This window comes from Nostoc sp. (genome assembly GCF_036917675.1).
In the GTDB taxonomy this organism is placed as follows: Bacteria; Cyanobacteriota; Cyanobacteriia; order Cyanobacteriales; family Nostocaceae; genus Nostoc.
In genome coordinates this window covers 1-12,343 of the sequence record NZ_JBALCT010000067.1, presented here as the reverse complement: position 1 = coordinate 12,343, position 12,343 = coordinate 1, and the positions used below count along the sequence as shown (strand labels likewise).

Here is a 12,343-nt window from a genome sequence, read left to right as displayed (position 1 = left end):
TTTTTTCATGACGATTCAAAAAGATACTAATAATTTATGTAAGTTAATTCAGTCTTTTCCCCTTAAAAAAAAAGTTCAAGAAATCTTCTATCGCTTAGATAAATCAGGAAGAGAAGTTATGCTTGCAACAATTGCAAGTCAAATAAATAGACAATTTTTAGGTTACTTGCTCGCAAATCATTCAGCAAAAGAGCAAAAACAAAATCCTTACTTATTGTCTTTACAAGAATTAAACATATTAGAGCAGGTTCATAATTTATTACTTCACATAACTGATGCAATATGTGTTTTAGATAATTTATTACCTAATGCTCAACTATCAATCAACCCATACAGCGATTACAATTACATTTTGAATAAAGACAAGTTATTCAATTCTGAAACAGAACTAAAATTAATAAGTGATACTTTAAATGTATTAAAGACAAATTTCAAAAATCATCCATCGATATATATAATAGAAGATTGTCTTAAAAATTTGAGTGGTGTTGAATCTTCTATACGACCAGAAGAGTTACTTAATTGTGTTTTAAATTATCGCCAAGCTATAATTAATAATAGTTTCACAGATATTACACGTAACTTAGAATTAGAACTATTCAATCAACAAGATTTAAAAACATATTATACAGGAAAGCTTATAAGGAGCTTGATTGTGTTAAGAGATTCTATTTTTAACGTCAATCAGTTTCTGTATCAAGCTTTGAGGTATGAAAAGCCTATGATTTTAAATAGGGATAATGTTTTTGCAAACGAAGGGTTACATCAAAACTGGTTAGGAGAAGTAATATATCTCAAGGTGCAGCCTATAGCTAAAGAAGCATATTCACATCCTGGAGATGTTGTATTAGTTTCTCTAAAGTTGGGAGATTTACTAAAAGATGGATTTTATAGAATTGATAAAATTAATCTTTATGAAAGTAGTAATTTTGGCTTAAGCCTAACATTTGTTTTGCGAGAAATAAATGAAAATATGGTTTGCTATCCTCAATTATTGATTTAAATTTCAATACAACGCAATTTTTCAGGGTTTGTATACGTACAAATGCGATAAAATAAAAGACAATTCTAGCCTTAATGCACTAAAACGATCGCACCTTTCCTCAACCCTCCACAGTCAATCCATTAAACGCCATATTTTCCATAATAAAATGTATCGCGCTTTGTTCTGGCTTGTAAATAAATCAAGTTTTGAACTCGTAAAGTAACTTTTGTGACTTGAAAAGCAGCTTTTGAACTCGTAAACTAACTTTTGTGACTTGAAAAGCAGCTTTTGAACTCGTAAACTAACTTTTGTGACTTGAAAAGCAGCTTTTGAGCTCGTAAACTAACTTTTGTTAACGGATTTCAGCAAATTTACCCCCATTGTTTCTGTCTGCTAAGTTCTCTTAAATAAAAAAACGCAAATATACGCATTGCAACGCAATTTTTCAGCGTTTGTATACGTATAAATGCGATTAAAGTAGAAACAATTTTACCTTTAATGCACTAATGCGATCGCACGTTTCGTTAACGCTTCCGCAGTCAATCCATTAAAGGCCATCAACTCACCAGCACTCGCTGTAGTTTCCCCACGCTTCCACGCGAAAGTATCGCGCTTCGCCTGACTCCGTAACAAAACTGGTTCTAGCATCGCCGCAGCACCACCCGTCACAGCAATTAGCGCATCGCCATCAAATAATTCGGCAAATTTCGCATCATCTAAGAAACCGCCTTCGGCTTGAGAACAAGTTTCCCACGCGGTATCATGGCTACGGTACAATTGCCGAGGATTGATCACAGAAACAATCTTCGCACCAATACCTTCAGTTTCTAAGAAAGCCGCAGCTTCAAATACTGGTATTAATGTTAAATCGCCAATTACAGCAAATACAACTTGTTTATCACCAGCGACTTCATGTAATAGCACCGCACCATCACGCAACCCTTGACGAGTTTGTTCTAAAGTTGTGCGAATTGGCAACGGCGATTTACTTGCAGTAATCACAATTCCCTTATTCTTAGTTTTCAACGCCCAGTCATAACAGGCTTGAATACTATTAGCATCGGGGGGAAATAATGGGAAAACATTTCCATTTCGCATCAATGAAGCAAAGTAAGCTTCAATTTCTGGACGTTGGTGAGTCCAACCGTTGCGCCCTTGCTCTAATGCGCCTGCTGTGAATAAAGTAATAGTCGAGGGAGTTTGACGGCGCAATTCTGCCATTGCTTGCGTCACAGTTTGCCAAATTGGTAATCCGTTGATGGCAAAAGATTCGTAGGAACACCACAAAGTTCTCGCACCCATTAACGCCAAACCCGCAGCTAAACCGGCACAAGCATCTTCACTCAATGGTTCATAAACTTGTCCATTTGGTGCTTGATAATATAAGTCATCGGTTGTAGGGTGGATAATCTTTAATGCTTGGTTGATGTTGGCAATTCCTGATGCTTCGTTACCGTCGGCATTGGTGACAAGGAAATTCTGATCTTTTTTTCCAACTATTCCTACCAATCGTCCCATCGCTGTTGTGGAAACTTTTGGTTCGCCACCAACTGCATATTCTTCTAAAGGTAATTCGCCTAAATCTGGTAATGGAAATTCAAATTCTGTCACCACAGTTTTCGCCGCAGGGCCACCACCGGCGCGTTCTGCATTTGTTCTGACTAATTGCCAAGCTTCCGCAGACAAAGCACGGGTTTGCAATGCACTGATAATATGAGGTGCATTCAGCGTATCTTTGGGATAAAGGTTGTGAGATTTTGCACCCCGCGCGTGGACTCCTGCACCTTTAAGTTGTTTAATAATGAAGACGGTAAGTTTTCCGCCCAGTGCCGATCGCGCTGCTTTATCTACACCGGAAAGTACTGCTTGAGTAAATGCTAGCCGCTTCTCAAAGGAAAAGGCAGTGCTATCAACGTAATCCCCTGGCTGGTTTTGATCGTCGAAATCTTTGGCATCAACTAACACGACTTGATCAAAACCGTTACCTTGCCAATATGCTTGCATCTGTTCATTGGTTTTCAGGGAAACCATACTGTGATGTTCTTGGCTGTAACCGTTCCACACCAGTATTGGTAAGAAGTTGGTGACAGCAGGATAAGCAGTATTAAAATGCGCGATCGCACTTACAATATATGGTTCACCCAATCCGCCATCACCAACTGTAAAGGGGAACAACTTATCTTTGTGCAACAGTGCAGCCGCCATTGCAAAGTGTTGCCCTTGTCCCAAAGGTCCTGCAGGTGCGAGAATACCGGGAATGAAACCAGAAAGATGTCCTAATAATCCATGCTTTTCTCGGAAGCGATCGCGCAATTGTTGGACTGTAAAAATTCCCATATCCTCTAGCGATCGATCCAAGAACATGGCACTATAAAATCCAGGGGCGTGGTGTCCGACTTCAGTGATAATATTCTTGTATCCCAGCATGACAAGAGATGCGTAAGCTTCTGCTTGGCTGGCGAATCCGCCGGGATGCCCAGAAGCCTTACTAGCGGTGACTTGTAAAATTAGGTAGCGTAAGGCATCGGCAGCAAGTAAAGTTTGATATACAGCTGCTTTGTCTGTGGGAGATGCGATCGCTATTTTGCCCGACTCAATAGCAGGTGTTGCACCATAAGTTTTAAAATCTGGTAACGCTTCACCAAAATATTGAATTCCTTCAGAAAAATCGGGAAGCGCTGAAGATGCCTTTGGGGAGATTGCAGTCATGCTGAGTACCTTATAACGATTAGATGAAACTATCTGACAATTCAGGTCATCTGAAAAACCTCACTTCTATTTCTCTCTCTAAAAGGAGAGAGACTTCAAATTTTCCCCCTTCCCGTGTCGGGAAGGGGGTTAGGGGGTTAGGTTTTTCGTGGGTTTTTCCATACAACGTGAAAAGTCAAATGAAACTGTAGATGCTCGTCGAATTTAACAAAAATTTTACATCTTTCAGGTTGTAACAGTTTATTGCTTTTTTGCAACGTTAGAATAAGAACTTTAAATGGTTACGCAACCAAAATTTCAGTTAGTTTAAGGAGCAAAAAAATTTATGAAACTCCCAAATGGCCCGCAAACTCCAGCCTTTTTACTGATGCTGCGCTGGATTATCACCCCCATGTCATTTATGGAGGCTTGTACCAAAAGCTATGGCGAGATTTTTACTCTCAGATTAGACAAAAATCTTCCTCCTTTGGTGATTGTCAGCAATCCCCAAGCGCAACAGCAAATTTTGACAAATGATACCAAGGAATTAGAAGCGCCTGGTGATTTGAATCAGGTGTTTGAACCTTTGCTAGGCAAGCATTCTGTGATTAGCATTAGCGGTGCAGAACACCAGCGTCAACGCCAGTTGTTAATGCCTCCCTTTCACGGCGAAAGAATGCGGAATTATAGCCAAGTGATTACCGATGTCACCCAAAAAGTCATTAGCCAATACCAGATAGGCAAACCCTTTAATATTCGGTCTGCTACCCAAGCCATTACCCTGCGGGTGATTATGCAAGCTGTGTTTGGGCTACATGAAGGGCCTCGCGCCGAAAAACTACAGAACTTTTTGGGCGATCTTTTAGAAAAAACTAGTTCTCGGTTAAATGTGGCTTTGCTCTATTTTCCAGCTTTGCAAAGGGATTTTGGCCCGATTAACTTCTGGGGAAAACGGATGCGCGTTCAGCAAGAAGCTGACCAACTCATCTATGAGGAAATTCAGGAACGTCGAGAACAAGGAGATTCATCACGCACGGATATTCTTAGCTTACTCATGGCTGCTAGGGATGAAGCCGGTCAACCCATGACTGATGAAGAGTTGCGCGATGAATTGATGACTCTGTTAATTGCTGGTCATGAAACCACAGCGACAGCTTTAGCATGGGCATTTTACTGGATTCACAAAATACCATCAGTGCGCCAAAAGCTACTGCAAGAATTAGATAGCTTGGGCGATAACCCAGACCCCAGCACGGTTTTCAAATTACCTTATCTCAATGCTGTTTGCTCCGAAACATTGCGGATTTATCCAGTAGCTATGCTAACTTTTCCAAGGGTAGTAAGAACACCGATAACGTTATGCGGTTACGAACTAGAGCCGGGTACAGTCCTACTTGGTTCTATTTATTTGACCCACCAAAGGGAAGATTTATACCCACAACCTAAGCAGTTTAAACCAGAACGCTTTTTAGAACAGCAATTTTCTCCCTATGAATATTTGCCCTTTGGCGGTGGTGCAAGGCGTTGTATTGGTCTAGCATTTGCCCAGTTGGAAATGAAGCTAGCACTTGCTAAAATCCTTTCCAGCATTGAATTAGAATTAGTTGATAATGGTGAAGTGCGACCTAAACGCCGTGGTTTGGTGACAGGGCCAAATCGTCCTATTAAGATGGTTGTCACGAGTAAACGTCAGCTTAAGTCTCCCATTCTACAGACAACCACTTTTTAATGGTGCGGGGGTTGATGGTTGCGTTCAGCAAATTTTCATGCTCCAACTTACATCTACCCCAATATAGATTCGCTCTTCAGAACTAGCCTTTACAGTAAATAGTAAGAGGATATTTTGGAGATTACTAATTCATGCCTGATGAGCATCGGTTGGAAGAAAAATTTCTATCCCAGGAAGCTGAAAGGAGAATATCCGAAAAGCTAGATGAAGCAGAAAAAATAGAAATAGATGTACAAACCGATCTGTTGAAAATAGCTCAGGGACAGGCGGATGGTGTTTCGGTTGCTGGACTTGGATTAGTCATCCAAGAAGATATTCGCATACAGGAAATAAAACTGCAAACAGATAGTATTTCCATCAATCCCTTCAGCGCTCTTTTTGGTCAAATAGAACTCAATGAGCCAGTAAATGCGATCGCTCGGATTATACTCACAGAAGTCGATATTAACCGCACCTTGGCATCAGACTTTGTTCGCAGCCGGATGCAAAACTTTGATTTTGATGTAGATGGCGAAATTGTGAGTTTTGAGCCGGAAGAAATTCAGGTATTTTTACCTGGTGATGGCAAAATAGAATGCAAGGGAAAGGTGCTGTTAAAGGAAATGGGAAATACTCGCCTTTTAGCTTACACTGCGATCGCGCGTCCCCGCACTCATTCACAACCCGCGATGTTGGAAAGTTTTAACTGCACAGAGGGAGGCGGGATTTCAATAGAATTAGTTACAGCGTTCATGCAGAAAGCCAAAGAATTGATGAATATGCCATATTTAAAATGGGAAGATATGGCGTTCAATATTAAAGAGATAAAAGTAGAAAAGGGGAGTTTAATACTTCTGGTAGAAACTCAACTGAAGCAAATACCATCATCACTAACTGAACTATCTCCTTAGTAGGATTGACACCAGTTAAGGATAATTTTTGTAACTATGGAGTGATGTAAATTTATTAAAAGTTTAATAAGCTTTTAAAAGCTACTTAATTTAAAAATGACAACTATGCAAGAGTATGATGTTGTGCTGATCGGTGCTGGGCACAATGGACTAGTTTGTGCAGCTTATTTGCTGAAAGCTGGTTATAGTGTCCTGTTATTGGAAAAGCGTTCTGTTCCAGGTGGTGCAGCAACAACCGAAGAATGTTTACCCCAAGAAGCTCCGGGATTTAAATTTAATTTGTGTGCTATTGACCATGAATTTATTCACTTGGGGCCAGTTGTTGAAGAATTAGAATTAGAAAAATACGGCTTGCATTATCTGGAGTGCGATCCGGTTGTTTTCTGTCCTCATCCTGATGGTAAGTATTTCTTAGGACATAAGTCAGTGGAAAAGACTTGTGCAGAAATCGCCCGTTATAGTGAACGTGATGCCAAAAAATACGCCGAATTTGTAGACTTTTGGCAGCGATCGCTAGGTGCAATGATTCCCATGTTTAATGCACCGCCAAAGTCAATTATAGACATCCTTGGTAACTACGACATCACCAAACTGAAAGATTTATTTTCGGTTATTGGTTCTCCAAACAAAACGCTGGACTTTATTCGCACCATGTTAACCAGCGCCGAGGATTTACTTAACGAGTGGTTTGATGAAGAATTTTTGAAAGCGCCACTAGCCAGACTAGCATCAGAACTTGGTGCGCCACCATCACAAAAAACCCTTGCCATTGGTGCAATTATGATGGCAATGCGTCATAATCCGGGAATGGCCAGACCTCGCGGTGGAACTGGCGCACTTGTGCAAGCTTTGGTGAATTTAGTCACAAGTAAAGGTGGCGTTATTCTCACAGATCAGCATGTTGAAAAAGTTTTAATTGATGATGGAAAAGCTGTTGCTGTGCGAGTTGCGGGTGGTAAAGAATATCGTGCTAAACACGGAGTTATTTCTAATATTGATGCCAAGCGGTTATTTTTGCAAATGACTGATAAAAGCGATGTTAATGCAGCCGACCCAGATTTATGGGAAAGGTTAGAACGCCGCATCGTTAACAATAACGAAACCATCCTCAAAATAGATTTGGCTTTAGATGAACCACTGCGCTTTCCATACCACGCCCACAAAGATGAATATCTCGTTGGTTCTATCTTAATTGCCGATTCTGTAGCTCATGTAGAACAGGCTCATAGTAAATGTACTTTGGGAGAGATTCCTGATGCTGATCCATCAATGTATTTGGTGATGCCTAGCTATTTAGACCCCACATTAGCACCCCCAGGTAAGCACACCCTATGGATTGAGTTTTTTGCCCCTTATCAAATTGCCGGTGCAGAAGGCACTGGTTTAAAAGGTACTGGTTGGACAGATGAATTGAAAAACAAAGTTGCAGATAGGGTGATTGATAAGTTGGCAGACTATGCACCGAATGTCAAGACTGCAACTATCGCCCGTCGTGTAGAAAGTCCAGCAGAACTAGGAGAAAGATTAGGTGCATATAAAGGTAATTATTACCATGTTGACATGACTTTAGATCAGATGATATTTTTCCGTCCCTTGCCAGAAATAGCGAACTACAAAACGCCAATTGATAATCTATTTTTGACTGGTGCAGGAACTCATCCCGGCGGTTCGATTTCAGGAATGCCGGGACGCAATTGTGCCCGCGCATTTTTGCAAGCAAAACATCCTATTAGTCAAAGTTTAAAGGATGCACGCGATTCGATTAAGTCAACTGTTGAATCAGTGTTTGGGATTAGTTAAGCGTTGCACAGATAGAGTATATTATCACCAAGGCATACATCTGTTTTTGACTTTTGCAAAAACAGATGTATGCCTAATTCCATGCACGAAGATCACTAATCCTTCCAGGCATAAATACAAACTCAACCGGGATACCACTTTTAGTGGTTAATAATTGAACTCTAACTCCGTAGAAATATCGTTTTTTGGATGCAATGTAGCCCGGAGCTTTTGGAGTCTCCGGCTCCGCCCTGTAATCCTCTGACTTAATTAATTTCACATTAAAGATCCGAAGCATAATTAAACCTAACTATGTAAACTTATGTAAAGTAGCAAAAAGGCTTTGAATATAAGCTTTTAAACGATTTACATTTTTTAATTTAGTTGTCTTTTTTAACGCCCACCTACTTATTGCAAATCCAAGAAATGCAAGTGGTAAATTTAGAGTTTGCGCTAAAACCGATAACTTGTTCTAATACCTTTGCTTTTTTGATTCGCTCTCCACCGAGAGGCTCAGATCCCCGACTTCTTTAAGAAGTCAGGGATCTTTTTGTTCGTAACTCCTGCACGGATTGCTATAGCAACACAAATTATCGTTTTTTGACTGAAATAAGCTCTAAGCAATTGCTTTATGTCTATTTAATATGATAATGTAACATACACTTGATTTTAAGAAGCTTCTATGCATTGTCAACAAAGTTCTTTCTCAAAAAATAAGTAAATTAAGGGGTAAAAACTAGTGTATTTTGATAATACTCAAAAAACAAACAGATTCTAAGATCATTTTATAAGTTTTGTAGGTACAGCATGTTTTTTCAGCGCTGCTTCGTTGCATCTGGCTTGATAGCTCTCTTCGCATTTGGATGTAGTGGTGGGGCAAAGTCATGGACAGAAAATACTACGCAAGTTGTGCAAGAAAGTAATGTAACCCAACTTTTGATAGAAGCGAAGGCAACACAAAAAGCAGAAGATTTCTTTCATCAAGGCAATCATTTATTAGATGGACAACGTTACGAAGATGCCATAAAAGCTTATGACAAAACGATCGCCATCAAAGTTGAGAATTCTGAAGCTTGGATTAACCGTGGCATTGCCTTAACATCGTTGCAACGTTACAAAGATGCGATCGCATCTTACGACAAAGCGATCGCCATCAAAGCCGACAAATATGAAGCTTGGTATAATCGTGGCATCGCCTTAACATCGTTGCAACGCTATAAAGACGCGATCGCATCTTACGACAAAGCGATCGCGATCAAACCCGACAAGTATGAAGCCTTAATTAACCGAGGTATTGCTCTGACAAAGCTGCACCGCTACCAAGATGCGATCGCATCTTATGATCGAGCGATCGCCATCAAGCAAGATTTGCACCAAGTATATTATAATAAAGCTTGCTCTTATGCATTACAAAGCAATCTGGAATTAGCAATTGAGAACTTAGACAAAGCAATCCAGCTTGTTCCTGATAAATACAAGAAGTTAGCAAAAACTGACCCAGACTTTAGCAAAGTGCGTAGTGAAAAACGCTTTCAGGAATTACTGCAATAGTATTTTGTCACCAATACTCAGTGTAGAATAGAAGCTTGCTATAACAAGGATTTTTTTGTTGAGCGGTTTACAATTAGACATGAAAAAATTGTTAATCACCGGAGGAAGTGGTTTTTTAGGATGGCATCTTTGCCAGCTTGCAAAACAAGAATGGGAAGTTTATGGCACTTATTTTTCCCATCCTCTAGAGATTCCTGGCATCAAAATGCTAAAAGTGAACTTAACAGATTTTCAGGAATTGCAGCGCATATTTAGTAATGTTAAACCAACAGCAGTTATTCATACTGCTGCACATTCGCAACCAAATTTTTGTCAAACCCACCCAGAAGAATCGCACGCAATTAACGTCATAGCATCCTGCAATATTGCCGGATTTTGTGCAGATAATTCTATTCCTTGTGCTTTTACCTCAACCGACTTAGTTTTTGATGGCTTAAATGCCCCCTATCGAGAAACAGATGCTGTGTGTCCTGTCAATCTTTATGGTGAGCAAAAAGCGATCGCAGAAGCAGGTATGCTAGAAAGGTATCCCATGACCGCAGTGTGTCGAATGCCGTTGATGTTTGGTGCAGCAACACCTACAGCTAAAAGCTTTATTCAGCCATTTATTCAAACTTTGCAAGCAGAAAAAGAACTAAGTTTATTTATAGATGAATTTCGCACACCAGTAAGTGGAAGAACTGCCGCCAAAGGACTTTTATTAGTATTGGAAAAAGTTAACGGCATCATTCATTTAGGTGGCAAAGAGCGGATTTCGCGTTACGATTTTGGACAGATATTAGTTGAGGTATTTCAACTCCCCACTATAGGGCTTAAATCCTGCCGACAACAAGATGTGAAAATGGCAGCACCTAGACCAGTAGATGTTTCTTTGGATAGTTCCAAAGCTTTTGCATTAGGGTATGAGCCGTTATTTTTAAAAGAAGAATTGCAGGAATTAGTCAATAGTTAATCATCAGGTTGTATTTGTTGTGTACTTAACCAATGACGGAAGCTGGAATGATAGAGACTATAATGGGTTTCTCCGTCAATTTGTTCTTGGTGTAAGAATTCAAGCCAACTTTCTAGAACTTCCTCAACTTCATATTCATCAGTATCAATGATTTGTGCGATCGCTTCTACTGAGATTGCTTTTTGCTGCTGGATTAAGACATTTAACACATCTGTGCTATGTTCCGTCCCTTGTTCGGGTGGAATCATTTGGTGTAAATGCTGCCGATAATATGCTTCTAAACTAGGCGGGAGTTCATTGTACTGGAAAGGTTCCGGGTAGGAATTTTCTGCGTTAGCGTTCGCGGAGGGTATCGTAGAGAAGCTTACCGTTGGCGTAGCCTCTCCTAGAGAAGGTATCGCACTTATTATCTGACTGACATACATAAAATTATTTTCGCTAAAAGTGGTGAGGCGATCGCAGAATTCTTGCTCACTAATTTGGTGATTACTCAGCCAAAATTTAAGATTTGACCTCTCCCCCAACCCCTCCCCTACAAGGGGAGGGGAGTAATCTTGTCCCCCCCTTCCCTCGTAGGGAAGCAGGGTTAGGGGGGTTAGGTAACTTTGAATATATGCTTGAATATCTCGCCGATTTTGTTCGGGATAATCTGCTAAATCCAGACTTTGCGAAGGCGTTTCAATTAATAAACCCGACTTCTGCCGCAAGAAAGGTCTACGAGTGAGGAGAAAATAGACCCCATCCGGGAGATAGCGAGGGAGATAAAACAGATTTGTCCCAGGTGGTTGGCTGTTGCGGTCAATGCAATTCAACCCATCAATGGCAATTAACAGTTTTTGATGAGGTTCTAACTTATCGCTGATTTGCTGGAGAAGATTAGAGAAAAACCAACTTCCCTCTGTAGCGTTATCAGGGAGGGAGGCGTAATTAAGCGAGTATTGATTAATTAGTTGCGTACAGATATTTACGAGAAATTCGTCAGCACGATTTTTACCCTCAAGTTCGGCATTGTAATAAATCACTTGAGGATTATCTGCCACATATTTGGCGAGGATGGCACTTTTACCGCTACCGGGTGCGCCAATGATGGTGAAGTAACCCTGGTTATCGTGGTGGAGAAAGTTGTTAATAGCCGTGAAAACAAATTCACGACCGACAAAGTTGTGGCTTTTTTCTTGAATGATTTGCTCAAATTCCGTTGGATGTCCTCTGAGATGATTAGTAGTGGGTGGTCTGGGTGGCGAGTTCATAATTGTTGTTAATATTACTGTCAATAAAATCTTTGGCAGATAAGATTATTTCTCCCCTCATCCCTCTATCATGTTCTCAAGACGCAAAAAATGCATCCTACCTGATGCATCTCCTGCCAGAATTGTCGTGCGATCGGGTGCAACTGCACAGCAATCGATGTTACTATCCCCTGTGAAAGTGGCAATAACCTCCCCTGTTGCCAGATTCCAAACTTTCAGGGTGTTGTCATCAGATGCAGAAATCACCTGTTGCCCATTGGGGGTGATGGCGACGGCATTTACCCAGCTACTATGACCATTGAGGGTGAATAGTTCCTCCCCTGTTGCCAGATTCCAGACTTTCAGGGTCTTGTCAAATGATGCAGAAATCACCTGTTGCCCATTGGGGGTGATGGCGACGGCTTTTACCGAGTCACTATGACCATTGAGGGTGAATAGTTCCTCCCCTGTTGCCAGATTCCAGACTTTCAGGGTCTTGTCAAATGATGCAGAAATCACCTGTTGCCCATTGGGGGTGAT

9 protein-coding genes and 1 pseudogene are annotated in these 12,343 nt (G+C 40.7%); 6 read left to right on the top strand and 4 right to left on the bottom strand.

The window, feature by feature from the left end:
* Positions 1-7 precede the first annotated feature (7 nt).
* On the top strand, positions 8-1,003 hold the full coding sequence (locus tag V7K31_RS25505) for a hypothetical protein (protein ID WP_335097905.1): 996 nt from the start codon (positions 8-10) through the stop codon (positions 1,001-1,003).
* 477 nt (positions 1,004-1,480) lie between these two features.
* Here V7K31_RS25505 and V7K31_RS25500 read toward each other — a convergent pair whose 3' ends face one another.
* Positions 1,481-3,694, bottom strand: coding sequence for a phosphoketolase (locus V7K31_RS25500; protein WP_335097903.1), 2,214 nt, complete (start codon positions 3,692-3,694; stop codon positions 1,481-1,483).
* Between the two features lie 325 nt (positions 3,695-4,019).
* Here V7K31_RS25500 and V7K31_RS25495 point away from each other — a divergent pair, with 325 nt between their 5' ends.
* The 3 genes from V7K31_RS25495 to crtO all read left to right on the top strand — a co-directional run bounded on the left by V7K31_RS25495 (position 4,020) and on the right by crtO (position 8,092).
* Positions 4,020-5,402 carry a cytochrome P450 gene (locus V7K31_RS25495; protein ID WP_335097901.1) on the top strand — a complete coding sequence of 461 codons (1,383 nt, stop codon included), beginning with the start codon at positions 4,020-4,022 and terminating at the stop codon, positions 5,400-5,402.
* A 131-nt stretch (positions 5,403-5,533) separates the two neighbouring features.
* A complete protein-coding gene (locus tag V7K31_RS25490; protein ID WP_335097898.1) occupies positions 5,534-6,292 on the top strand; it encodes an LmeA family phospholipid-binding protein in 759 nt (252 codons plus the stop codon).
* A 105-nt stretch (positions 6,293-6,397) separates the two neighbouring features.
* Positions 6,398-8,092 (top strand): beta-carotene ketolase CrtO, encoded by a 1,695-nt coding sequence (gene crtO / locus V7K31_RS25485; protein WP_335098289.1) that lies wholly within the window; start codon positions 6,398-6,400, stop codon positions 8,090-8,092.
* 76 nt (positions 8,093-8,168) lie between these two features.
* On the opposite strand, the pseudogene V7K31_RS31970 reads toward crtO, so the two are convergent.
* A pseudogene (locus V7K31_RS31970) lies at positions 8,169-8,366 on the bottom strand (hypothetical protein); the annotation flags it as partial.
* A 512-nt stretch (positions 8,367-8,878) separates the two neighbouring features.
* Here V7K31_RS31970 and V7K31_RS25480 point away from each other — a divergent pair.
* Both V7K31_RS25480 and V7K31_RS25475 read left to right on the top strand, forming a co-directional pair.
* Positions 8,879-9,622 (top strand): tetratricopeptide repeat protein, encoded by a 744-nt coding sequence (locus tag V7K31_RS25480; protein ID WP_335097896.1) that lies wholly within the window; start codon positions 8,879-8,881, stop codon positions 9,620-9,622.
* 79 nt (positions 9,623-9,701) lie between these two features.
* The gene (locus V7K31_RS25475; protein WP_335097893.1) at positions 9,702-10,574 is read left to right on the top strand and encodes an SDR family oxidoreductase; all 873 of its coding nucleotides are present in this window, start codon (positions 9,702-9,704) and stop codon (positions 10,572-10,574) included.
* Here V7K31_RS25475 and V7K31_RS25470 read toward each other — a convergent pair.
* Both V7K31_RS25470 and V7K31_RS25465 read right to left on the bottom strand, forming a co-directional pair.
* On the bottom strand, positions 10,571-11,824 hold the full coding sequence (locus V7K31_RS25470) for an ATP-binding protein (protein WP_335097891.1): 1,254 nt from the start codon (positions 11,822-11,824) through the stop codon (positions 10,571-10,573). The genes V7K31_RS25475 and V7K31_RS25470 overlap by 4 nt on opposite strands.
* A gap of 57 nt (positions 11,825-11,881) precedes the next feature.
* The coding region (locus V7K31_RS25465; protein ID WP_335097889.1) for a WD40 repeat domain-containing protein at positions 11,882-12,343 on the bottom strand (462 nt) is incomplete at its 5' end.